The organism is Oceanicaulis sp. LC35 (assembly GCF_052055585.1).
Classification (GTDB): Bacteria; Pseudomonadota; Alphaproteobacteria; order Caulobacterales; family Maricaulaceae; genus Oceanicaulis.
This window is the reverse complement of record NZ_CP170485.1, coordinates 1,125,801-1,148,420: the sequence shown is the minus strand read 5'-3', so window position 1 is coordinate 1,148,420 and position 22,620 is coordinate 1,125,801. Positions and strand designations below refer to the sequence as shown.

Genomic DNA, 22,620 nt, shown 5'->3' with positions numbered 1-22,620 from the left:
GAGCCTCGCTCCGGGGTTTTTCTTTATTCGGCTGGCGCCGCGGGCGGGTCGACCGGGTCGGCGCCGCGCACGTCCCGGGCCTCCCGCTCCAATTGGCGCGACACCCAGTTCGGGGTCTTGGTGAACCGCCCCAGGACGCCATAGACCGCCGGCACCACAAACAGGGTGAAGAGCGTCGCCACCATCACGCCGGTGAAGATCACCAGACCGATGGTCACCCGCGTCTCCGAGCCGGGTCCCGTGGCGATCACCAGCGGGAAGGCGCCGATGGCGGTGGAGACCCCGGTCATCAGGATCGGACGCAAGCGGGTCACAGAGGCTTCCAGCGTCGCCTCGGCGAGCGTCATGCCCTCCTCACGCAGCTGGTTGGCGAACTCCACGATCAGGATGCCGTTCTTCGCCGCCAGACCGATCAGGATGATCAATCCGATCTGGGAGAAGATGTTCAGGCTGGACCCGCCCATATAGAGGCCGAACAGACCGCCCGCGACCGCCAGCGGCACCGTCAGCATGATCACGGCGGGCTGGATGAAGCTCTCGAACTGGGCCGCGAGCACCAGGAACACGATCAGGAGCGCCAGACCGAAGGCGAAGTAGATCGCGTTGTTGGAGCGCAGGAATTCCCGCACCTCACCCACATAGGTCGTACCCACTTCCGGCGGCAGGGTATCCGCCGCCCAGGCGTCCAGCCATTCCACGGCCTGACCAATGGTGTAGTCGCCCTGGATAGTGGCCGACACCGTCACGGCGCGCTGACGGTCGATGCGCGAGCGAGACGGCGCCTCGCCGACTTCACGCAGATTCACCAGGCTCGACAGCGGGATGAGATCGCCGGAACTGGCCCGGACGAACAGCGTCTCAAGGTCGTTCTGGCTGGACCGGTCCGCCTGACGGTTTTCCAAGATCACGTTATAAGCTTCGCCCCGGTCAATGAACTGGCCCACGCGTCGCGACCCCAGATGGGTTTGCAGCGTGCGGCTGATGTCAGAAACTGAAACGCCCAGCGCAGCCGCCCGTTCACGGTCGATATCCACAAGCAGACGCGGCGCGGTGGGCTGATAGTCCTTGCGCGGCCGGATGAGGTTGGGATTACGCTCGGCGATGTCCGCGATCAGCCGGTCAGCCTCGCGGTTGAGCATGTCGTAATCGGGGCCTTGCAGGACGAACTGGATATCGTCCCCGCCGCCACCGCCGCCCAAAGGCGACCGCATGGAAACAAACGCCCGCACGCCCGGAAGCTGGCCAAGTCGGGCATTGATCTCGTTGACGATCTCATCCCCCGGACGACGCTCGTCCCAGTCCGCCATGCTGCCGATGACCATGCCGGAATTGTAGCCAGAGCCGCCCCAGCCCGGAGAGACGATGAGCACGCGGCGCAGCTCGCCGGTCTCAAGATAGCTGTTCACGATCTCCTCGGCCTGCATCATCTGGCCGGACATGTAGTCAAAGCTGGCGCCCTGATGCGCGCTGACCATGCCAAAGAAGCTGCCTCGGTCGGAAGGCGGGGTCAGCTCGCCCGGAAGCTTCGAGAACATGAAAGCCGAACCAGCGACGGCGACGAGGATCAGCGGCGCCACGATCCACGGCACGCCCAGAATGAGGCTCAGGCTCTGACGATAGGAATTCTGGAGCTTGTCGAGGCCGGTATTGACCCATTTCGCAGGCCCCCGCAGATCCGAGCTCGGTTTGAGAAGCTTGGAGGTCATCATGGGGGACAGGGTCAGGGCGACAAAACTCGACAACACCACGGCGCCCGTGATGGTCACCGCCAGCTCGGCGAAAATGCGCCCGATCAGCCCCGGCAGGAAGATGAGCGGCATGAACACGGACGCCAGCACGGCCGTGGTAGCAATCACCGCGAAGAAGACCTGACGTCCGCCGCGCTCACTGGCGAGCATGGGCGGTTCACCCAGATCCACACGACGCTGGATGTTCTCCAGCACCACGATGGAATCGTCCACTACGAGGCCGATTGCGAGCACGAGCGCGAGCAGCGTCAGGATGTTGATGGAGAACCCACCGGCCGCAAGGATCGCAAACGTGCCTATCATGCACACCGGCACCACGGCGGCAGGCACGATGGCCGCGCGGAAGCTGCCCAGGAACAGATAGATCACCAGAACCACCAGCGTCGCCGCCACAGCAAAGGTGCGCCAGACTTCCTTGATGGATTCCTTGATGAAGACGGTGTCGTCCGAGCCGCGAATGATCACCATGCCTTCGGGCAATTGCGGCTGCAGCCGATCAATCTCGGCATTGATCTGCTCCGCCACGGCAACCGAATTCGCCTTGCTCTGACGCACAAAGCCCAGCCCCACCATGTTCTGACCGTTGCCGCGGAACATGGCGCGGTGCTCTTCCGCAGCGAGTTCGACATCCGCGACTTCCCCAAGCCGGATCACATGGCCATCATCGGCGACACGGATCGGCATACGGGCAAAGGCCTCTTCATCGGCGAACAGGCGCTCGACCCGGACAAAAAGCTGAGTGTCGGTGGTCTCCACGGCGCCGCCAGGCGCCTCGACATTCTCGCTGCGCAGCGCGTTCTCGATATCCGCAACCGTGATCGAGCGAGCCGCCATTTCATAGGGATCGAGCCAGATGCGCATGGCATAGCGACGTTGCCCGCCAATCCGGACGTTCGCCACGCCATCCAGCACGGTGAAGCGGTCCACGATAAAACGATCCGCATAATCGGTCAGCTCTTCGGACGTCATCCGGTCCGAGCCGAGCATGTACCACAGGAAGGGACGCGCATCGCTGTCCTGCTTGGACACTTCAAGGTCCTGCACGTCTTCGGGCATGCGGTCGCGGATCCGGGACACCGCATCGCGCACATCATTGGCGGCGGCTTCGATATCGCGCTCGAGCGTGAAGGTGATGGTGACGCGAGACGAGCCGTCCCGGGACGAAGAGCTGATGGTGTCCACCCCCTCAATGCCCGACAGGCTGTCCTCGATGACCTGGGTGACGCGGTTCTCCATCACCTCGGCATTGGCGCCGGGATAGTCCGCGCTGACCGACACGACGGGGCGGTCCACATCCGGCATTTCACGCAGCGGCAGATCGCGTAACCCCATGAAGCCGAAGACAATGATCAGGGCGCTCGCCACGAAAGCGAGCACGGGACGGCGAACGGCGACATCGGTCAGGGTCATTGGGCGGCCTCGCCAGTCTGGATTTCAAGACCCCGGCCACCGCCCTGGGCGGGTGCATTGGCGATGCGAAGGGCGCCGCCTTCGCGCACGCGGTGTACGCCTTCGGAAACAATCTGGTCACCCAGCTCAAGACCCCGGCGCACTTCGACCATGCCGGCGATGCGCAGGCCCAGCTCGATGTCCCGACGCACAGCCACCGGGCCGTTCTCGCGGTCCTCGATGAGATACACGAAGGTCTGTTCGTCAAAGCGCACGATGGACGAGCCGGGGATGGCCGGGCTCTCGCGTTCATCACGGCGGAGCTCCACCGTCATCAACATGCCCGGACGCAGCCGCCCGGCTTCATTGTCGATCAACGCCCGTACGGTGACGGTGCGCGTGGTGGGGTCGATACGGCTGTCCACCTGGCTCACCTCGCCCGAGAACACCGCGTCCGGAAAGGCCGAGCTGCGCGCCCTTACGGTCTGACCGGCTTCGATCACCGACAGGAAACGCTCGGGCACCGTGAAATCGAGCTTGATGATGGAGGTATCGTCGAGCTGGGCGATGACATCGCCCGGACCGACCAGTTCACCCACGCTGACATTGCGCAGACCGATAACGCCGGAGAACGGCGCCCGGATGATGCGATCGGCCATGCGCGCCTCGATCGCCTCCACACGAGCGCGGGCGCGATCATAAGCGGCCTGGGCTTCATCCAGACGGGTGCGGGACGCCACGCCCCGGTCCGTCAGGTCCTGAATACGGGTAATGTCACGCTGGGTCTCACGCAGGGTGGCGCGGGCTTCGCTCAGTCCGGCTGCTTCTTCGGCGTCCGCCAGCTCGACCAGGATATCGCCTTCTTCCACATGGGCGCCGGAATCAAAATCCAGCCGGGCGATCACATCAGAGACCTTGGCGGTGACGTTGACGGATTCATTAGCGCCCGCAGTGCCCAGCGCTTCGACCACATCGGCGAAGGTTTCAGACTGAACCGTGTAGGCAGAAACAAGGGTTTGATCACCGCCCCAGCCGCCAGCCTGCTCACCGCCACTCGTCATGGCGCGCACAGCGACCGCGATCGCCATGATCGCAAAGATCACCCCGGTAGCGGCCAGAAAAAGCCAACGCTGCATAACCCCGTCTCCTGAAATCACTCACATGCCCGATATGCGCCGTTTAATGCGAAAATCAAAAATCGCACATTGCAATGCATTTAGAATTCACGCCAAAGCGAGATCATGTACGCAGTTTCGGGCGCGATCCTGTCGCTGGACACTGAATTAATTGCACCAAGCTGTAAGGAAAGTCCTTCAGTGACGGGCGCGATCACGGAGAGGTGAATCCGGTGGCTTTCGTACGCGGTTCGATAAGCGCCCCAACCGCCCTCTCCCCAGGCGGAATAGCTCTGGGCGAGGATCAGCCAACGCTCGGCGGGCCGCACGCCCCAGCTCAGATCCAGACGGGTTTCGCCGTCCTCGCCTTCCCCGCCCAGGCGGCGAGCCAGCTGCGCCTCAATGAACTGGGCTTGCCCCAGGCTTCGGCCAATCAGAAGGCGGCTATCCAGGCCCCAGCGCGTCCCGGGCTTGAGGAGAGGATTGGGTTCGGTTGCAAAGCGGACTGCACCCGCCTGCGCACTCACCGTCCATCGCCCAGATGAGATCAGTCGGGTCCGCACGCCAAGCTCGCTCTCACCCAGAGCCGAACTGACCGTCCGCACCGTATGATCGCGTGTCTCACCGGCTTGCCGGGGCGCCGGCGCGACATGAATTCGCGTTTCCCGAGACAGGCGGCCATAGAGCGTAAAGCGGTCGGTCAGGCCGTATTCTGCATATACGGCGCTCTCGAGCTTTGAATACTCAAAGCCGGCAAACCCCAGATCAAACTGATGATGACTGAAAGAGGAGAGGATCACCCCCTCTCCCTTGGCTCGGGTCCAGGCGCCAGCATAGGCGCTCTCTCCGAAGAGGCAGACCAGCACAGGCGCCAGACAACAAAATGCGCGCACTCCGCGCCATCGCCATCTGATCCCATGGACGCCGCCACCCATTGCGCCTCTCCCTTACGGGCATACAAGCGCAAGAGTGGCGAGCTGTCCAGAAATTCCCCTTATGGGAGAACTTTAAACGTCATATCCCGGGCTTTCGCGATCGATGCGGGCGCGCAGGGCATGCCAGGCGATTTCCAGGAACAACTCATTGGTCACCCCTTCCTCACCCTGTTTGAAAACGCGAGTCTGCATGGCGTCGTCCCATTCGATAAGCTCGGCGCCCGCGCCCTGGGCCAGCGTCTGGATCGAGCAGGCGCGCTCCAGAAGGTACATGCGCAGATAGCAGCTGAAGGGGTGGTCGCCGACCGACAGCGTACCGTGATTGCGCAGGATCATGAGATTGTTGGTTCCCAGATCGCCAACCAGTCGCTCTTTTTCGTCCGCATCCAGCGCGATGCCCTCATAGTCGTGATAGGTCACATCCTTCATCACGTTCATGGCGAGCTGGGAGATCGGCAGCAGACCGCGTTTCTGGGCGGATACAGCCACACCCTGATCGGTATGAAGGTGCATGGCGACCTTCACATCCGGGCGGGCATGGTGAATGGCGGAGTGGATGGTGAAACCCGCCGGATTGATGCCATAGCGCGAGGGCGGCAGCACATTGCCGTCAATGTCCACCTTCACGAGATTGGACGCCGTCACATCTTCAAACAGCAGCCCGAACGGATTGATCAGAAAGTGCTCGTCAGGTCCGGGAACCCGCATGGAGATGTGAGTGAAGAACAGGTCGTCCCATTTGTGCATCCGCACGAGACGGTAGAGCGCAGCAAGGTCGCAGCGCGCCTTCCACTCATCCTCGGTGACCTGATCCTTGACTGAGAATTGGCTGGCGTCGTCCATAACGCTCCTCCCTCTTGGTGCCGTATGCGAACCGCTCTCCGACGGTTTTGTAAACACTGTTTACCGCATTTCCGGCTCAATGCCCATGCCTGCCAGTACGGCGTCAGCGCGGCGAAACGTCCTTGGCCAGGCGCAGCCCCGTCATTTGCCATTGCGCATCCGGCGGGAAGAAATTGCGGTACGTCGCACGGGCATGGTCAGGCGAGGTCAGGCACGACCCTCCACGCAGCACGAACTGGCCGCACATGAACTTGCCATTGTATTCCCCGATGGCGCCCTCAGCAGGCGCATAGCCCGGATAGGCGGAATAGGCCGAACGCGTCCATTCCCAGACCTCGCCATACATCGCCTGCAGGCTGGAGCCCTGCTTCAACGGCTCGGGGTCCAGCCGCCCGTCTGGATCCGCCCAGCGCCCCTGAGCAGGGTCAAGCTCGCACGCAGCGAATTCCCATTCCCGCTCTTCGGGCAAGCGACAGCCCGCCCAGCTCGCAAAGGCGCTGGCCTCGAAATAATCCAGATGGCTGACCGGAGCCTCGGGGTGCAAGGGCTGCTCCCCGTGCAGGGTGAAGTGTGACCAGCGCCCGTCCTTGCGGCGCCAGTAGAAGGGATGGCTCCGCCCCTCCGCCTGCATGCGCGCCCAGCCCTCTGACAGCCAGTGTTCCGGCTGCGCGTATCCGCCCGCCTCAATGAAGGCCACGTACTCGGCGTTGGTCACAGGCCGGCTCGCCAGGGCGAAGGGCTCCAGCCACGCCTTGTGCCGCGGCCCTTCATTGTCAAAAGCGAAGTCTTCGCCCTCATGACCAAATTCGAACAGGCCGCCTTCGAACGCGATCCAGACCGGGTCAGGCTGCATCGGGGCAAGATGAGGCGCTTCCTCGAGCATGTGCGGATAGCCGGCTTCGGGGAAGCTGTTGCGCGACAGGACATGCTTGATGTCGGTCAGGAACAATTCCTGATGCTGCTCCTCATGGGCGAAGCCGGTCTCGATCACTGTCCGGAACGCCTCCACAAGGCGCGCTTCGGCGTGATCGAACCAGTCGCATACGGCGCGGTCCACATGGGCGCGATACGCCAGCACGGTTTCAAGGCTCGGACGGGTCAGGAAGCCGCGCTCAGGACGTGCATGGCGCTCACCGACCGCCTCGTAATAGGAATTGAACAGGTAGTTGAAACGCGGATCAAAGGGCGTGTAGTCCGGCCGCACTTCCTTGAGCAGGAAGGTCTCCCAGAACCAGGTCACATGGGCCAGATGCCATTTGCCCGGCGACACATCGGGCATGGTCTGAACACACAGATCTTCTGCAGAAAAGACTGCCGCCAGGGCCTCCGTACGGGACCGAACCGCCTTAAAGCGCTCCTTCAAAGCGGTAAATGCAACTGCATTCATGTCTTTTGGCACTTCGATCTCCGCCGTTGCTAATGATTCACTAACTAAGATTCAGCCAATTTGTTGCACACGAATCGCTAGGTCAGGCCGATTTGGCATGAGGGGTTAATGCTGCGTTCGACCTCGGACCCTATTACTGGACACACCCTGCCCTCCGAACGGGCGGGGCGCAAAGCGTTGGCCATCACCGATCTTTGCACGCTTCGCGCCCTGCCTGAACCTGTGCTGGGTGAGATCGACGTCCATCTCACGGGATTTTTACGGGCCGCCGAAGCGCGTGTCCGCGCACGTGCGGCTTTGCGTCTGGCGGAATGCCCCTGGGCGCCGCTCGAGGCTATCCGGGCGCTGGCGTTTGACGCCTTTGAAATCTCAAGTCCCATCCTTGAGTATTCCGATCGCCTGAAAGAGCAGGATCTGCTCGCGCTTGCCGGGCTGGGTCCCCAGCAACGCCTCAGCCTGGCGCGCCGCGCAGCGATCAGCGAAGCGCTCGCCGAGCGCCTCAGCAGTTTCCGCGAGCGCGACTGCCTACTGAAACTGTTCAGGAATTTGGGCGCCAGGCTGAACGCACGCTGCGCCGAACAAACCGCCGACCTCATCAAGACAGACGCCCTGCTCCAGGACGCGCTTGGCGGACGCGGTCAGCTCGAACGTGAATTCGCGGCCGTCCTTTACGAGATCGCGGGCGAAGCTGTTGAGGCGCTCCTTGAGGATGTCTGCCCGGAAGTCCTGCCGCGCATGTCCGGCCTTGCCGACAATGATGCGGGCGAGGATCTGGACATGCTGGGCGAAACCCTCAGCCACCAGATGCACGAGATCGAGGCGCTGAACGCCGAAGATGTGTTGCGCGCCACACAGAACGGACGCTCAGATATCTCCGACCACGCCGTGGCCCGCTTGACGGGGCTAGAGCCCGCGGACTGGAGACAGGCGCTGCGTCGCTCGCCCGTCCGCGTCGCCATTCTGGCCGCACGCGCGATGGCGATGAATATTGATCACGCCTACCTGTTTTATGAGGCGCTGTGCGACCAGGGTCGGGCGCATCCCTTGCCGGCGGATTCTGCGAAACGGGCTGTGGGTGAGCTTTATCAGCAATACTCGCGGGACGCCGCACGTCAGGCCTTGCACCGGATGAGTGCAGACGGTTCAATCCACTAAGCCCTTCCTTTCTCCATTCCCGGCTTTCAGGGCGAGCAGACAGGAGCCGATATGCGCCTGGCTTACCACGCATCAGATCGTGATGACGCCCAAGCGGCCAAGGCCGAGCTGATCGAACGTTATGGCGAAGTCCAGTTGCTGGACGCCGATGTCCTGATCGCGCTTGGCGGCGACGGCGTCATGCTGGACGCGCTCCACTCGGTGATGGGCCGCAAGATTCCGGTGTTCGGGATGAATTTCGGCTCGGTCGGCTTTCTCATGAACGAGCCGTGCATGGACAATCTGGTCGAGCGGCTGGAACAGGCGGAGCGGGCCGAGATCCACCCCTTGCGCGCCATAGTCCGCGATACGCTGGGCCAGACTTTCGAGGCCCTTGCGATCAACGAGGTCTCCCTGCTGCGCGAAACCCGCCAGACGGCCAAGATCCGGGTCAGCGTGGATGGAAAGACGCGGCTGGAAGAGCTCGCGGCGGACGGCGTTCTTGTCGCCACCCCAGCAGGCTCGACGGCCTACAACTTTTCCGCCCATGGCCCCATCCTGCCGCTGGACGCGACACTTCTGGCGCTGACGCCCATCAGCGCCTTCCGTCCGCGACGCTGGCGCGGCGCCCTGCTGCGTCAATCCTCGATGGTGCGCTTTGACATTCTGGAGCCCCGCAAGCGCCCCGTGGCGGTCGTGGCGGACAACAAGGAGTTCCGGGACGCCGAGACGGTCACCATCTGTCAGGCGCCCGGACACACGCTAACCATGCTGTTTGACAAGGGACGGGCGCTGGACGAACGCATCCTGCTTGAGCAGTTCGCGACCTAACCCCGTGGCTTACCGGCCATTAAAGAGTGATCGCTAGGTTCTGCCGGAAGAGGCAGGGAGCTCCCTTTGAAGCCCAGCGACGCATATCTGACCCTGGACCGGATGACGGTGCTCATTGTCGACGACAATGCGCCCTTGCGCGGAATTCTGCGCACCATCCTGAACGCCTTGGGCGCGGCGCGCATTTATGAAGCGGGTGATGTCCGCGCAGCGATGGACGTCCTGCAGCATGAACATGTGGATTTGCTGATCTGCGACTGGAAAATGAAGCCCGTGGACGGTCTGGCTCTGGTCCGCTGGGTCCGAAACCCGGCGACAAGTCCCTGCCCCACCCTGCCCATATTGTTGCTGACCTGTTATGCTGACGTCGAACGCGTTCAGATCGCCCGAGATGCGGGCGTGAACGAATTCATGGTGAAACCGTTCAGCCCGGAAAGCATTTACCAACACATTTCGTCGATCTTTAGAAAACCGAGGCGTTTTGTGGATTCGAAGAGCTTTTTCGGACCCGACCGGCGCTGTAAGGTGGTGACGCCCGCGAGCGACGACCGGCGCGTGGGTAATGGGGTCAAGAATTAAGATGGGAAGCGGAGCCTCCTAAGCATGGCAAAACCTGATAAATCGGTTGAGATCATCAATCCGCCGAACATGCTCAAGGCCAAGGTTGGCGGCAAATTGCCTCCTGCAGATCAGGCTGCGATCGAACGGGCCGAAATGGCGCTTGGCCAGATCAAGCACCAATTCCAGGACTGGTTGGCCGAAGAGGTCACCAAGATGGAAGCGCTGATGGATTCCGTCAGTCAGGATGGTCTGCTGGGCGAGAGCGGTGAAATGCTGTTCACCAGCGCTCACGACCTGCGCGGCCTGGGCGCGACCTACGAGTTTCCGATCATTTCGCGCATTTCCGGGTCACTGGCCAAGCTGATCGAGACCAAGCAACGTCGTTCGATCGCCCCCATCGCTCTGGTCCGCGCCCATGCCGGCGCGATCCGCGCCGCCCTGATCCAGAATATTCGGTCTGATGAAGACCCTGTGGGTCGCCAGCTCGCCCAAGAGCTGGAATCCCAAGTCATAGCACTTGTCGGCGCGGACTGATCCGCGCCGACAGTTTAGCCTGAAAGTGTAGACGGATCGCCGCGCGAGCTAGCTCGCTGCGGCGAGATGCGTGCGACCGAGTTCGCTTTCGTCGGCGTCCAGACGGTCCATGATGTAGTCCAGCTCGGCCTGCGGCACGCCCTGGAACTGGGTCAGGATGCGTTCGGCCAACAAGCGACGGAAGCGCACGATATCCGGCGTACCGTTCGGCCCGACTTCCAGCGAATGCCAGGCGGACACCGCCGAACGGGCAACCGGCAGAATGCGTTCGGGCATGCCGGACCGCTTGAACAGGGTCTCAAGGCCCAGGCTTCCGGCGTCATGCACCAGCAGCCAGGCTTTCTCATGGCTCAAACCGCCCAGCTCGGCCATGCAATGCTCAAAGAAGCTCATATGGCCGCGGAACAGCGAACGCAGGATCAGGGACGGCGTCAGCCGGCCATTCATCTGCAGCTGCTGAACAAAGCGGCGCGGCTCATCTGACAGGCCCGCCTGCTCTACAAGGTCCACAGTAGCTCGTTCACGGGCGCCCTCCGCCAGCTCGACCGCCAGCTGCGCCGGCAAGGCATGCCGGTTGACCAGCTTTTGCATGGCCTCGTCAGAGATATGGGCGATCAGCTTTTCAGTGATGCTCACCGGCAGCGAATTGCGCAGAACGAACTGGTCCAGAACATCGGCATCGCCATCGAACCGGCTCAGGGCCGAGGCGTAGCCGCGATCATCAAATCGGGCGCCGTTATTGGAGGCGAGAATTTTCACCGCCTCACGATCGCCCAGCTCCACAATCTCGTGCACCACGATCTCGGACACCGAGGCGCGCGCTGCAACAGCGGCCTGGCGTCGGGACGAGGAGGTGCGCACGATCTGCACCAGATCCTGATCAGACAGGACAGGCGAGCCCGCAATCACCGGCAGGGCGATGGAGTCCACATCCTCGGCCAGCTTGCGCGCCACATCCGGCGGCAAATGGGTCGAGCGCTGCAGGGTGACGGAAAGCGAGCGGCGGACCATTTCCGCAGCGTCTTCGGCCAGAAGGCGGACAACCTCCGAACCGATCGCGCGCTCGTCTTCACTCAGGTCTACCGAGGCGAAACGGGCGCAGAATTTGCGCGCCGCAAGCGCACGGCCTTCGGCGTCAGTGGCGTTAGACAGACGCTGGATATCGTCGCGCGTCAAACGCGCACGCAGGGTCTGAACAGTCATGGCACTACAAGCCTCATACTTGGTCTGTTCGCGCCCCTAGCGTCTCAACAAGAAGTTAACGACCTGTTGCGCGACTTATCGTTGTTTTATCTTTCGGAAGACGACCGTTCCGGCGCCCGCAAGGAAGCGAGGATCTCGACCACCGTCGGAGACAGGACACCGTCGCCCACACGCGCATTGCCATATCCGGCTTGCGCATACCGCGCCCAGGACGAAGCCATGGCGGTGACCGGCGAGGCAGTGTCGCGCACCTGTGCGACCTCACGCGTCAGCGTGACAGCCTCCCCCGTGAGCTTTTCCATCAACTCGCTCGCCGTCAGCGCCCGCCCCTGCTGATAGAAGACCGGGCGGTTCGCCGCAGCCGCATTGGGGAACAGCTGATCGGCGCGCTGGGTCGGGTTCGTCTCGACGCCCTGGATCAAGCGGATCGCTCCGCCTGCGCCCAGAAAATGCGCCGCATAGAGCTCGCCCGTGGTCGGCGTGCGCCCGATGGCGCTCTCGATGCGCGAGGCGTTCTCGGCCGCCAGCTCACCCGCCATGAAGGACGCGGCTTCCGGGTCAAAGCGAAGATTGAGCACAGCTTCGCGCTGCGCCGGATCCGCAATCTGGAAGCGGCCGTCGGAATTTTGCTGGATGGACGCCGCTTCCTCCGCCATGCCGTGCTGGTCGCCATAGCGGGCGACCATGGCGAACCAGGTCTGCTCGATGAACTGGAACATTCCGGCGGCGCTGGACGTGGTGGCCCGCGCGCCCGCATCAAACCCGCTCTCGCGCGAGGCGGTGCGCATCAGGAAGTCAAAATCGGCCCCCGTGCGCTCCGCCGCCTGAGCGATCAGCCGGGACGGCGAGAAGGCGTTCGAACCTGCAGGGTTGATAGGGTTGGACATGGCGCTCACCGCGAATCGTTACGGATTCACTTTGGCAGCCATGTGGTAAACATTCGTTAAGACCTGAGCGCCAGCCGGTCCGGTGAGAAATAATCCGTCGTTGCGGTCCGGGGCGTCGCGCCCAGCGACTCCAGCAGCAGCAAGGCCATGCCCGGCGCCGCCAGAACGCCATTGCGATAGGCGCCCAGCGCCAGATAGAGCCCCGGCTCGCTGGCCCCGACGATCGGCATGCTGTCCCGCGATTGAGGACGCAGCCCGGCCCATTGCTCGACCGCCGCCACACCCGCGAGCCCCGGCAACGCCGCCTGCGCAGCCTCGACCAGCCGTGCAATCGTTTGCGCATCCGTTTCAAGGCTGGTTTCGCCCGGCTCGCTGCTCGCCCCCGCAATCAGCCGTCCACCGGATTTGGCCGCCAGATAGATGGACAGCGCACGCACCACGCGTTGCGGAGCGGCGGCGCGCGGCCAGTCAAAACGGACCATCTGCCCCTTCACGGGGATCATGCGCGCAAACTCCGGCACACCGTCGAACGGCTCCGCGCCCGTAGCCAGCACCACGCAGTCCGCCTTGTATTCATCGCCGCCCTGAAGACGAACGCCGCAGACGCGCCCCCCTTCGCGGAGGAGGGAAACCGCTCTGGCCTGCTCGATCACTTCGCCGCCCCGGGACCTGATCGCATCTTTCAGGACAGCGCCAAGCGCCCGATTGTCGATTTGACCGTCATTGGGAAAGACCAGCGCCCCCTGAGCGGGCGTCAGATTGGGCTCCATACGGCTCAGCGCTTGCGCACTCACCCGTTCGGTCAAAACGCCAAAGCGTTTGGCGAGCGCTTCAGCCTGATCAAGGCGTTCAGTCTCTCCAGACCGGAAAGCCGGCGTCAGCGAGCCCTGCTGATCATATCCAAGCGCCTGCGCGCTCAGGGCCTGCACCTTCGGGGCCCACTCGCGCCAGAGCCGCTGCGCGCTTCTCAGAAAGGCCGCATAGGGTTCCGCCAGGGGGTGATCCGGCTCCAGCTCGAAGCAGGCTTCAAACCCCGCCGCCAGCATGCCGCCAGAGGCCCAGACAGCGCCCTGCCCCGTCTCGGCGGCGTCCAGTACCGTGACCCGGCCGCCCGAATCCGCCAGCGCCCAGGCGCACGCCAGTCCGATTGCGCCGCCCCCGACGATCAGGGTGTGATCGGGCAGGTTTTGAGCTAGACTGCGAGAAGGCATGGGGCGGGATATCCCGTTGGGCGAGACGACATCAGCGCGTCTGATGTACTCCGACATGAAAGGCATAGCCATGGCGCAAGCTGCAACCGTATCGGCCCTGAGTGGTTTGGTCGCGATCACCGCCGCACTCGCAACGCCCGTTCAGGCTTGGGCGCAGGCTGAAGAGGCCCCGGCCCGCGAATGCGTGCGGATCATGAATATCAACGGCTATTCGACGCTGGATGATCAGCATTTGCTGCTCAATGGCGGCGCCAGCCGTCATTACCTGGTGACCACGCGGAACTCCTGCTACGGGCTGGAGCGCGGCCTGCAGGTGGGGCTCAGCTTTCCTGATCGCACCCGGATCTGTAACGCTAATCTGGAATATCTCGTGGTTCCGGACGGCGGACGTTGCCGGATCTCGACGATTGAGGAAGTGGACAGCGCCGACGCGGCGCGTGCCCTGATCGCAGAACGCGCCGCCGCCGCGTCAGAAGATGCGGGCGGTAGCCGCTAGACCTGCAGGGGTTAAGTCAGGAGACGCGCGTCAGCCGGTCGCTTCGGTGGCGCGCTCATCCTGCTCGGCCTGAGCCGCGCCGTCTTCCAGAACAGCCAGGCAATCGCGAATGAAGCGCTCGCCATCATGTTCGGTGCCGGTATCCATCCAGGACCGGCCGAGCGTGCGCGTGTAGAACTCAATGACCGGGCTGCGCCAGCGATCCAGCGTCCGGGCGCGCTCGGGCGCGCCACGGGCGCCGCGGGCCGCGCTTTCAAGCGCCGCCTCATAGACATCCCGCAGATAGGACAGCGTGGAAGGCGCATCCGCCAATAGCCCGAGCGAGCTGGTCGCCTTGGACTTCACATGGCGATCCCCTTCCCGTAGCGCTGACGCATGGGCGGAGTCCACACCGGCAGGGCCAGCGCTATGCATGTCCGGAACCAGCTCGATCAGCTCTGACAGCAGGCAGAGACCCTTGCGAAGGTCCTGACGCAGGCGAATGGTCTGGGTCGGGCGACCGCTCAGCTGCATCTGGTCGAGATAAACCTGCCCCGCCTCCTCCAGCACCTTCTTGAGCGCATTGCGATGGCTGGTGGCGATATCATGACGCGTACAGATCCTGTCGAGGTCAGATTCCGAGTAAATCGGATCACTCTCGATGATCACAAACTGGGCGCCGCCTGAACTCAACCGTCCCATATCCGCCTCATGGCTGGAGATTCGCGTAGAAAAATATGGTGTCGGAAAACGGCTAAGGCACAAGACCTCGCGTTAACGATTTGGGCGGAAACTGTGGATCAGTCCAATAAGCGCTGTTGGAACAACGGCTTGAAAATCACAATTCGCTCAAGAGGCGAATCGTGCATGTCACGCTGAAATCGTTTTCAGAGAGAAGATGGTACCGCCTTCCCGGTTCGAACGGGAGACCTCTAGATCCACAATCTAGCGCTCTAACCAACTGAGCTAAGGCGGCACGCTTTGCGCCCTGTCGGGGCCGGAGCCCTCACGACAGGGCGCGGAAACTAGCGCCGGGCGCGGCGGCGCGCAAGACCCGTTTCTGCGCTTTGTACACCCGTGGTCAGCCCCCTAGGCATAACCCTGCTCGGCGATGTGCCGCTGCAGGTTTTCAATGCGTGTGGAGTCGGACGGGTGGGTGGACATGAACTCCACCGGGCGGCGCGCATTCTGGGCCGATTTGGCGCGCCAGAACTCCAGCGCTTCGGACGGGCGATAGCCCGCGCGGGCCATGTAATCCACGCCCAGAATATCCGCTTCCAGCTCATGCTGGCGCGAATAGGGCAAGAGCACGCCATAGGTCACGCCGGTGCCCAGAATGCCGGACCAGGTGTCGATGTTCTGGACGTTCGCCGCCCCGAGGCCTGCATTGACCACAGCCAGCCCCAGACCGGCGGTCGCCTGCTGACGCGCGCGCTGAGCGGCGTGATTGCGGCTGAGGTGGGCGACCTCATGGCCCATGACGGTCGCGACCTGATCGTCATTGCTCATGGTTTCAAGAATGCCGCGATAGAAGGCGACCTTGCCGCCCGGCAGAACCCAGGCGTTCTGCTGGTCTGAATCAAAGACCACGAACTCCCACTCATACTGGGTCATGCCCGAGGCGGGCACGATGCGCTGACCCACACGGCGAATGGTGTTGTTCAGGGTGCGGTCCTGGCTGATGCGCTCCTGCTGGCGCGCCTGCTCCCACGCCGCCTGTGAGGCCTGCATGATCTGGGCGTCAGACACAAGGGCCGCGCCCAGTCCGCCGCCATCGGTGGCGCACCCCGCCAGCGGGAAGACCGTGCCGGCCGCCAGGCCCACCAGCAATTCACGCCGCCCCATGGTGACACGCGGCAAGGCGTTGAGTTCGTCCTCGGTCATAGATCGTCCCCTGTTACTGCTTTCAGGCCGTTTCGCCATGAAATCGCCAACACCCTCCGTTACCGGCTGGGGTCAAGCTGAGCGATATGGTAAATCATTGTCGCTGATCGCGGGAATTCCGCAAGCTCAGCCAGGTCGCCGCCGCACTTGCACGCTCAGGAGTCACCTCATGCGCCGTCTACTCATCGCCCTCCTGGTCCTTGTCGCCCTTGTGATCGGCGTCGCCGTTCTGGCGCCCGCCCTCATCCCCACCGACCTGATCCGCGAACGCACAGAGACCGCCGCGCAAGAGGCGCTCGGCCGTGAAGTCAGCCTTGCAGGCGATATCCGGCTGCAGGTCCTGCCGCAATTGCAGGTTCGCGCCCGGGACGCCCGCATCGCCAACGCGCCGGGCTTTGGCGACGAGCCCTTCGCGCAAATGCAGGAAATGCGGGTTTCGGTGGCGCTGATCCCGCTTCTGCAGCGCCAGATCGAGATCGAGGAATTCGTGCTGGTTGATCCGGTGATCCGCCTGCAGACCAATGCGCGCGGCAATAACTGGACCTTTGGCGACAATACCGAACAGGTCGCGCAGTCCACGCCGGATGAAGGCTTCGTCCGCCAGCCCGGCGCCCTGCCCTTTGAAGCGAGCTTCGGCGATGTGCGCATCGAGAACGGCTCTGTCAGTTTTGATGACGGCTCGCAGACCCGGCGGTTTGATGCGCTGGACCTGTCCATCGACCTGCCCTCGGTGGATCAGCCGGTGCGCCTGCGCGGCTCGTTTGAAGCGGATGGCCGCCCCATGAATTTCAACGCCGAGCTGGCCTCGCTGCGTGGCTTTTTCGAAGGTCAGGAGACGGCCTTCTCGACCACGCTGAACGGCCCCCTCGCCGACCTCAGCCTGGAAGGCCGCTTTCTGGAAAGCACCGAGCTGGCCTTTGACGGGGATATGGACGTCACCCTGCCTCTGCGGGCGCTGGCGCGTTATCTCGGCTCGGACCTGCCTGATGGCGACATCTTCCGTCAGTTCAGCGCCCGCTCGGCCGTCTCCGGCGAGCCTGGCGTGGTGCGCTTGCGGGATGCGCGCATCAGCTTTGACGATATCAACGCTCAGGGCGCGATGACGCTGAACTATGCCGGCGCGCGCCCGCGCATCACTGGCGAGCTCAGCACCGCCATGCTGAACCTCACGCCTTACATCCCCGCTGACAGCGCGCCTGAAGCGAACCGCACCGGCGCCAATTCAGGCGTATCGCAATGGAGCGATGAACCGATTGATCTGGCGCCGCTGCGGACGCTGGATTCAGAACTGACCATCCGGGCTGACGAGCTGAAGGCGCGCGATATTGAGGTCAGTGATGTCACCGCGCTCGTCACCGTGGACCAGGGACGCATGACCGCGCGCCTGAACCGGTTCCAGCTCTATGGCGGTACGGGTGAAGCGATCGCCGTGATCAACGCGCGCTCCAACACGCCCAGCTTCTCCTTCAACGCCACGCTGGATGCGCTGGAAGCCCAGCCCTTCCTGATCGCTGCGGCCGAGTTTGACCGGCTGATCGGGGATGGCGGCTTCAGCGTGGACCTGACCGCCAGCGGCGCGAGCCCTGCAGCGATCATGAACTCCCTCTCCGGCAGCGGTCAGTTCGGCTTCAATGACGGCGCGATCAAGGGGGTGAACCTCGCCCAGATGATCCGCACCGTGCAGACGGCGCTGCAAAACCGCGCCCTGCCGACCGCCTTTGCCGAAACCGAACAGACCGACTTCTCCACCCTGGGCGGCAGCTTCACGGTCACCAATGGCGTCGTCACCAATCAGGACCTGCAGATGCTCAGCCCGCTGCTGCGCGTGCTCGGCGATGGCCGCATTGATCTGGGCGCCCAGAACATTGACTACCGCCTCACCCCGCGCGCCGTTCAGTCGCTGACCGGTCAGGGCGGCCAGCTGGACCTGCGCGGCCTTGAAGTGCCGGTCCGCCTTGAAGGCGGCTTCAACAGCGTCTCTGCTCGCATCGATTTCGAGGCGGTGGCGCGCAACCTGCTCAGCCAGCAAGCCGGGCGCCTGCTGCGCCAATCGGGTGACAGCGAGGGCGAAGAGGATGCTCCAACCTCTCCTGAAGACGTGGTGCGCGGCCTGTTCGGGCAGCTCCTGAACAACAACCGCAACCAGCCCGAGGAAGACGCCCCGGACGAGGAAGAAGGTGGCGAGCAGCCGAACTAGGCCTTGATCCCTCTGGCTGCGGCTTATCTACTGCCCCCGAACGGGCGGGCCTCGACGTCCGCCCCCACACTCGGGGAGCAAGCTGATGAACAAGATCGCCGCAGCCGGAATGGTGGCCGCCATGGCCTTTAGCGAATTCGGAGCGTCCGCGGGCGCACAGGACTTCTATCCCGGCGATCGGGTGAGCGGCGATCACTTCGCGACCCGCTCCCCGGTGACGGCGGTCCATGGCATGGCCGCCACGGCCCACCCGCTGGCGACCCAGGTGGCCCTCGACATCCTCAAGTCAGGCGGCAACGCAGTGGACGCCGCCATCGCCGCGAACGCCGCGCTCGGCTTGATGGAGCCGACCGGCAACGGCATGGGCGGCGACATTTTTGTCATCGTCTATGATCCTGAAACCCGTCAGGTCTATGGCCTGAACGGCGCTGGTCGCTCGCCCATGGGCTTGAGCTATGACGCGGTGATCGAGACCGTCGGCGAAGACGGGGCCATCCCTCCGCTGGGCGCCATGCCGGTCTCCGTCCCCGGCACGGTGGATGGCTGGTACACGCTGCATGAGCGCTTTGGGCACATGCCGATGGATGAGGTGCTGGCGCCCACCATTCGCTATGCCGAGGAGGGTTTCCCCCTCACCCAGACGATCGCCTATTACTGGGATCGCAACATGTCGATCTTCCAGAACCGGTTCGAGCAAGGCCAGTTCGAGGAGTTCGACAATGCCCGCGCCACCTATCTCACTGAAGATGGCGATGCCCCGCGCGAAGGCGAGATCTTCCGCAATCCCGATCTCGCCAACACCTTGCGCCAGATCGCCGAGGGCGGTCGCGACGCTTTCTATGAAGGCGAGATCGCCCGCACCATTGACGCCTATATGCAACGTATTGGCGGCTGGATCCGCTATGAGGACCTCGCCAACCACCGTTCGGAATGGGTAGAGCCGGTCAGCGTCAATTATCGCGGCTATGACGTATGGGAACTGCCGCCCCAGGGTCAGGGCATCGCAGCGCTTCAAATGCTGCAGATCCTTGAAGAGTATGACCTCGCATCGATGGGGTTCATGAGCGCCGAGGCCCTGCACCTGCAGATCGAGGCCAAGCGTCTGGCCTTTGAAGACCGCGCCCGCTTTTATGCCGATCCCGACTTTGCTCCGGCCCCGGTCGAGGCCCTGTTGAGCGAGGAGTACGCCGACCAGCGCCGTGCGCTCATCTCCATGGATCAGGCGATGGAAAGCGTCACCCATGGCGACCCGGCGATCCTGGAGGATGGCGACACCACCTATCTCACTGTCGCAGACGGCAACGGCATGATGGTCTCGCTGATCCAGTCGAACTTCCGCGGCATGGGCTCGGGCCTTGTGGCCGACGGCTTGGGCTTCATGTTCCAGGACCGGGGCGAGCTGTTCAGCCTCGATCCGAACCACCCCAATGTCTACGCGCCCGGCAAGCGTCCCTTCCACACCATCATCCCCGCAATGATCACCCAGGACGGCGATGGCGTGATGAGCTTTGGCCTGATGGGCGGCGGCATGCAGCCCCAGGGTCATGTGCAGATCGTCTCCAACATCATCGATTTCGGTCTGAACGTTCAGGAAGCCGGCGACGCCGCGCGCTGGCGCCATGAAGGCTCGACTTCTGAAACCGGCGCTGCAGGTGAAACCGCGGGCGTAGGCGTGGTGCATCTTGAAAGCGGCGTGCCCGCAGAGGTCCGCGCGGCGCTGGAAGCGCGGGGCCATGTGATCGGCGCATCCGATGGCGGCTTTGGCGGCTATCAGGCCATCTGGCGTGATCGCGAAACCGGGGTGCTCCATGGCGCCAGCGAGATGCGCAAGGACGGAAACGCCCAAGGCTATTAAAGCCTTGTATGAACATAGGGGCGAAATCACTTTCAGTCCCGGTTCAGGTTGGACGGCTCATAAACCAGGGCATAGTCTGATCTGGTCATTAGGAGACTGATATGCGTTTCGCCCCTGTTTTGCTTGCCGCCATGGCCGGTCTCGTTGTGACCGCAGACCTTGCCGAAGCCCAGCGTTCTGATCGCGGCCGCGGCCCCTCGATCACCCTGTATGATCAGCCGAACTATCAGGGCCGCTCCGTTGTGATCGACTCCGATGCGGAAAACCTCGACTGGCTGAACTTCAATGATATGGCCAGCTCGATCCGGGTCAGCGGCGGTCAGTGGGAAGTCTGCATCGACTCCAGCTATCGCGGCTCCTGCCAGGTGATCGATTCCGATCTGCCGAACATGACCCAATGGGCGTTCAACGACCGGATCAGCTCGATCCGTCCCGTCCACGATCAGGGGCGCCGGGGACGGACCCGCGATAATGGCGTCACGCTCTGGTCCGGGCCGAACTTCTCGGGCCGCAGCGTCACGCTGATCGAACCGACGAGCAATCTGAACCGGCTGGGCTTCAACGACGCCGCCCAGTCCATCGAGGTGCACTCAGGTGACTGGACCTTCTGCCAGCACGCTGATTTTGGCGGTCGCTGCGTCGAGATTGATCGCGATGTTCGCAACCTGAACGCCTACAATCTGAACCGTGAGATCAGCTCGGCGACCAATCAACGTCGTCCGAATGATGATTACGGCTATCCCGGCCGCCCCGGCCATGGCTCCAGCCGGATTGATGGCGGCGTGAATGGCGTGCAATCGGTGTTCTTCGCGCGCCCGACATCAAACGGCTACGCCATTTCCGCCTGCGACAGCCGCAGCTATGGCCGCTGTGGCGATCAGGAAGCCGACGCGCTGTGCCGCGCCAGCGGCATGAACCGCGCCGTTCATTACGGTGTTGAACGCGCAAGGGGCTCGGTGTGGTCCATCTCTGAGCGCCGGACGGTTCAGGGCAATGAAGCCCTCGTGGACGTGCTCTGCGTGCGCTAACCCCGCCCATCAGGCAAAAGATAACCCCGGCGCCAGCGCCGGGGTTTTTGTTTTCAGACGCCTTCGCGCTGGAAGGGATAGAAGTCTGATCCCAGCCCCAGAATGCCGGTCAGGGCATCCAGCGCCTGCCGGCTTTCATCCACCAGGGCCGGGTCGCCCAGATCGCCCGGCGCCATGGCTTCGCGATAATGCGTGTTCGCCCAAGCCGTCAGCTGCGCATAAAGCGCGTCATCCATCATCACTTTGGGATTGACGGCCTGACGCTCGGCCTCGGTCAGCACCACGCGCAAGCGCAGGCAGGCCGGCCCGCCGCCATTGCGCATGGACTGACGCACATCCGCGAACTTCACCGCGCCGATGGGCGTATTGCCGTCCACAAGGCGCTGGCAATAGGCGTTGGTGGAGGCGGTCTCTTCGGTCTCTTTCGGCGCCACCAGAACCTGACGGCTCTCGCCCGGCCAGATCAGAAGCTGGGAGTTGAAGAGATAAGACGTGATGGCGTCTTCAAGCGGCACTTCGGCGTCGGGGACTTCAACAAAGACCGGCTCGAAAAGACCGTCCGCGGCCTTGCGGATCGCGGCAAGCGCTGCGGCTTTGTCCTCAAAGGCATGCTCGTGGAAAAACAGGACCGGGCCGGTCCCGACGCAGACCACGTCATTATGGAAGGCGCCCGCCTCGATCGCCTTGCGCGACTGGCGGATATGGACAGTGCGTTCGCCTTTCAGGCCATGGCGGCGCTCCACCGCTTCACACGCCTGCAAGGTCTGACGGGCCGGGAACTTGCCGTCCCAGGCTTCAAACGCATCCCGGCCATGAACGAAAATCTCGACGCCTTCCGCGCCATGTTCCGCGCAGAGCCGCACATGGTTGGCCGCGCCCTCATCGGCGAAGGCGGACTGATAGGGCAGCGTGTCATGCACGGCAAAGTGCGCCGCATCGGGAAAGATCGCAGACAGAGCGCGGCGGGTCTGCTCTCCCTCGATGGAGCGGTGCAACGCCGTCAGCAGATTGGCGGGCGTGAAGTGAAGACGGCCATCCGCCGTATCCGCGCTCGGGCTGACCGTCGCCGCATTCGCCGCCCACATGGAGCTGGCCGACAGCATGTTCAGCGCCAGCGCAGGCTGCGCCTTGTAGGCCGCTTCCCAGATTGCGCCGTCATTGGAACCGGAAAAGCCAAGCGCCTTGAGCTGCGGAATAAAGGGACGCTCCTGCGGCGGCAGCACGCCCTGCACCAGACCGGCATCGGCCAGGCCTTTGGCCTTGGCCAGCCCTTCCAACACGCCCGCACGAGGGGCAGCAATGGAGCCGGAGTTTTTGGCGCTCGCCAGATTACCCGGCGCGAGCCCGCCATAATTATGGGTCGGGCCGACAAGACCGTCGAAATTGGCTTCCACCGCGCTCAT

General features: G+C 63.3%; 19 protein-coding genes and 1 tRNA gene. 8 read left to right on the top strand and 12 right to left on the bottom strand.

Features of this window, described 5'->3' with window-relative positions; genetic code table 11:
- Positions 1–23: 23 nt before the first annotated feature.
- From ACFELO_RS05390 to egtB, 5 genes are all read right to left on the bottom strand, one after another.
- Positions 24–3,158 (bottom strand): efflux RND transporter permease subunit, encoded by a 3,135-nt coding sequence (locus tag ACFELO_RS05390; RefSeq protein WP_440959543.1) that lies wholly within the window; start codon positions 3,156–3,158, stop codon positions 24–26.
- Positions 3,155–4,273, bottom strand: coding sequence for an efflux RND transporter periplasmic adaptor subunit (locus ACFELO_RS05385; RefSeq protein WP_440959542.1), 1,119 nt, complete (start codon positions 4,271–4,273; stop codon positions 3,155–3,157). Before ACFELO_RS05385 ends, ACFELO_RS05390 begins: the two co-directional genes overlap by 4 nt.
- 80 nt (positions 4,274–4,353) lie before the next feature.
- Positions 4,354–5,052: a hypothetical protein gene (locus ACFELO_RS05380; protein ID WP_440959541.1), complete on the bottom strand. Its 699-nt coding sequence runs from the start codon at positions 5,050–5,052 to the stop codon at positions 4,354–4,356.
- 207 nt (positions 5,053–5,259) lie between these two features.
- Entirely contained in the window at positions 5,260–6,030 is a 771-nt protein-coding gene (locus ACFELO_RS05375) for a class II aldolase/adducin family protein (RefSeq protein ID WP_440959540.1), read from the bottom strand.
- Between the two features lie 103 nt (positions 6,031–6,133).
- Positions 6,134–7,417: an ergothioneine biosynthesis protein EgtB gene (gene egtB / locus ACFELO_RS05370; RefSeq protein ID WP_440959539.1), complete on the bottom strand. Its 1,284-nt coding sequence runs from the start codon at positions 7,415–7,417 to the stop codon at positions 6,134–6,136.
- A 108-nt stretch (positions 7,418–7,525) separates the two neighbouring features.
- Between egtB and ACFELO_RS05365 the strand changes: the two genes are divergently transcribed.
- From ACFELO_RS05365 to ACFELO_RS05350, 4 genes are all read left to right on the top strand, one after another.
- A complete protein-coding gene (locus ACFELO_RS05365; RefSeq protein WP_440959538.1) occupies positions 7,526–8,572 on the top strand; it encodes a DUF2336 domain-containing protein in 1,047 nt (348 codons plus the stop codon).
- 51 nt (positions 8,573–8,623) lie between these two features.
- Positions 8,624–9,382 carry an NAD kinase gene (locus ACFELO_RS05360; protein ID WP_440959537.1) on the top strand — a complete coding sequence of 253 codons (759 nt, stop codon included), beginning with the start codon at positions 8,624–8,626 and terminating at the stop codon, positions 9,380–9,382.
- Positions 9,383–9,448: 66 nt separating this feature from the next.
- Positions 9,449–9,961 (top strand): response regulator, encoded by a 513-nt coding sequence (locus tag ACFELO_RS05355; RefSeq protein WP_440959536.1) that lies wholly within the window; start codon positions 9,449–9,451, stop codon positions 9,959–9,961.
- A 24-nt stretch (positions 9,962–9,985) separates the two neighbouring features.
- Positions 9,986–10,477, top strand: coding sequence for an Hpt domain-containing protein (locus tag ACFELO_RS05350; RefSeq protein WP_440959535.1), 492 nt, complete (start codon positions 9,986–9,988; stop codon positions 10,475–10,477).
- Positions 10,478–10,525: 48 nt separating this feature from the next.
- Here ACFELO_RS05350 and ACFELO_RS05345 read toward each other — a convergent pair whose 3' ends face one another.
- From ACFELO_RS05345 to ACFELO_RS05335, 3 genes are all read right to left on the bottom strand, one after another.
- A complete protein-coding gene (locus tag ACFELO_RS05345) occupies positions 10,526–11,680 on the bottom strand; it encodes a DUF2336 domain-containing protein (protein ID WP_440959534.1) in 1,155 nt (384 codons plus the stop codon).
- Between the two features lie 86 nt (positions 11,681–11,766).
- A complete protein-coding gene (locus ACFELO_RS05340; RefSeq protein ID WP_440959533.1) occupies positions 11,767–12,567 on the bottom strand; it encodes a hypothetical protein in 801 nt (266 codons plus the stop codon).
- Positions 12,568–12,623: 56 nt separating this feature from the next.
- A complete protein-coding gene (locus ACFELO_RS05335; RefSeq protein ID WP_440959532.1) occupies positions 12,624–13,778 on the bottom strand; it encodes an NAD(P)/FAD-dependent oxidoreductase in 1,155 nt (384 codons plus the stop codon).
- On the opposite strand from ACFELO_RS05335, the gene ACFELO_RS05330 reads away from it, so the two are divergent.
- Positions 13,777–14,274: a DUF6491 family protein gene (locus ACFELO_RS05330; protein WP_440959531.1), complete on the top strand. Its 498-nt coding sequence runs from the start codon at positions 13,777–13,779 to the stop codon at positions 14,272–14,274. The genes ACFELO_RS05335 and ACFELO_RS05330 overlap by 2 nt on opposite strands.
- A 30-nt stretch (positions 14,275–14,304) precedes the next feature.
- Here ACFELO_RS05330 and ACFELO_RS05325 read toward each other — a convergent pair whose 3' ends face one another.
- The 3 genes from ACFELO_RS05325 to ACFELO_RS05315 form a co-directional block, all read right to left on the bottom strand.
- A complete protein-coding gene (locus ACFELO_RS05325; RefSeq protein WP_440959530.1) occupies positions 14,305–14,955 on the bottom strand; it encodes a hypothetical protein in 651 nt (216 codons plus the stop codon).
- Positions 14,956–15,152: 197 nt separating this feature from the next.
- Positions 15,153–15,229 (bottom strand) — tRNA-His (locus ACFELO_RS05320).
- A gap of 113 nt (positions 15,230–15,342) precedes the next feature.
- Entirely contained in the window at positions 15,343–16,137 is a 795-nt protein-coding gene (locus tag ACFELO_RS05315) for a M48 family metallopeptidase (RefSeq protein WP_440959529.1), read from the bottom strand.
- Positions 16,138–16,306: 169 nt separating this feature from the next.
- Between ACFELO_RS05315 and ACFELO_RS05310 the strand changes: the two genes are divergently transcribed.
- The 3 genes from ACFELO_RS05310 (at position 16,307) to ACFELO_RS05300 (ending at position 21,217) form a co-directional block, all read left to right on the top strand.
- Positions 16,307–18,334 (top strand): AsmA family protein, encoded by a 2,028-nt coding sequence (locus ACFELO_RS05310; RefSeq protein WP_440959528.1) that lies wholly within the window; start codon positions 16,307–16,309, stop codon positions 18,332–18,334.
- A 121-nt stretch (positions 18,335–18,455) separates the two neighbouring features.
- On the top strand, positions 18,456–20,189 hold the full coding sequence (gene ggt, locus ACFELO_RS05305; protein WP_440959895.1) for a gamma-glutamyltransferase: 1,734 nt from the start codon (positions 18,456–18,458) through the stop codon (positions 20,187–20,189).
- A gap of 101 nt (positions 20,190–20,290) precedes the next feature.
- A complete protein-coding gene (locus tag ACFELO_RS05300) occupies positions 20,291–21,217 on the top strand; it encodes a beta/gamma crystallin-related protein (protein WP_440959527.1) in 927 nt (308 codons plus the stop codon).
- Positions 21,218–21,270: 53 nt separating this feature from the next.
- Here ACFELO_RS05300 and astB read toward each other — a convergent pair whose 3' ends face one another.
- Complete coding sequence (gene astB, locus ACFELO_RS05295; protein WP_440959526.1) at positions 21,271–22,620, bottom strand: N-succinylarginine dihydrolase; 1,350 nt, start codon at positions 22,618–22,620, stop codon at positions 21,271–21,273.

Excerpts from the sequence above, each read along its gene's own strand:
- ACFELO_RS05350 (WP_440959535.1), top strand. The coding sequence starts at position 9,986 with ATGGCAAAACCTGATAAATCGGTTGAGATCATCAATCCGCCGAACATG.
- ggt (WP_440959895.1), top strand. The coding sequence starts at position 18,456 with ATGGCCTTTAGCGAATTCGGAGCGTCCGCGGGCGCACAGGACTTCTAT.
- ACFELO_RS05360 (WP_440959537.1), top strand. The coding sequence starts at position 8,624 with ATGCGCCTGGCTTACCACGCATCAGATCGTGATGACGCCCAAGCGGCC.
- egtB (WP_440959539.1), bottom strand. The coding sequence starts at position 7,417 with ATGAATGCAGTTGCATTTACCGCTTTGAAGGAGCGCTTTAAGGCGGTT.
- ACFELO_RS05300 (WP_440959527.1), top strand. The coding sequence starts at position 20,291 with ATGCGTTTCGCCCCTGTTTTGCTTGCCGCCATGGCCGGTCTCGTTGTG.
- ACFELO_RS05310 (WP_440959528.1), top strand. The coding sequence starts at position 16,307 with ATGCGCCGTCTACTCATCGCCCTCCTGGTCCTTGTCGCCCTTGTGATC.
- ACFELO_RS05345 (WP_440959534.1), bottom strand. The coding sequence starts at position 11,680 with ATGACTGTTCAGACCCTGCGTGCGCGTTTGACGCGCGACGATATCCAG.
- ACFELO_RS05325 (WP_440959530.1), bottom strand. The coding sequence starts at position 14,955 with ATGGGACGGTTGAGTTCAGGCGGCGCCCAGTTTGTGATCATCGAGAGT.
- ACFELO_RS05340 (WP_440959533.1), bottom strand. The coding sequence starts at position 12,567 with ATGTCCAACCCTATCAACCCTGCAGGTTCGAACGCCTTCTCGCCGTCC.
- ACFELO_RS05315 (WP_440959529.1), bottom strand. The coding sequence starts at position 16,137 with ATGACCGAGGACGAACTCAACGCCTTGCCGCGTGTCACCATGGGGCGG.
- ACFELO_RS05335 (WP_440959532.1), bottom strand. The coding sequence starts at position 13,778 with ATGCCTTCTCGCAGTCTAGCTCAAAACCTGCCCGATCACACCCTGATC.
- ACFELO_RS05330 (WP_440959531.1), top strand. The coding sequence starts at position 13,777 with ATGGGGCGGGATATCCCGTTGGGCGAGACGACATCAGCGCGTCTGATG.
- ACFELO_RS05375 (WP_440959540.1), bottom strand. The coding sequence starts at position 6,030 with ATGGACGACGCCAGCCAATTCTCAGTCAAGGATCAGGTCACCGAGGAT.
- astB (WP_440959526.1), bottom strand. The coding sequence starts at position 22,620 with ATGAGCGCGGTGGAAGCCAATTTCGACGGTCTTGTCGGCCCGACCCAT.
- ACFELO_RS05390 (WP_440959543.1), bottom strand. The coding sequence starts at position 3,158 with ATGACCCTGACCGATGTCGCCGTTCGCCGTCCCGTGCTCGCTTTCGTG.
- ACFELO_RS05385 (WP_440959542.1), bottom strand. The coding sequence starts at position 4,273 with ATGCAGCGTTGGCTTTTTCTGGCCGCTACCGGGGTGATCTTTGCGATC.
- ACFELO_RS05365 (WP_440959538.1), top strand. The coding sequence starts at position 7,526 with ATGCTGCGTTCGACCTCGGACCCTATTACTGGACACACCCTGCCCTCC.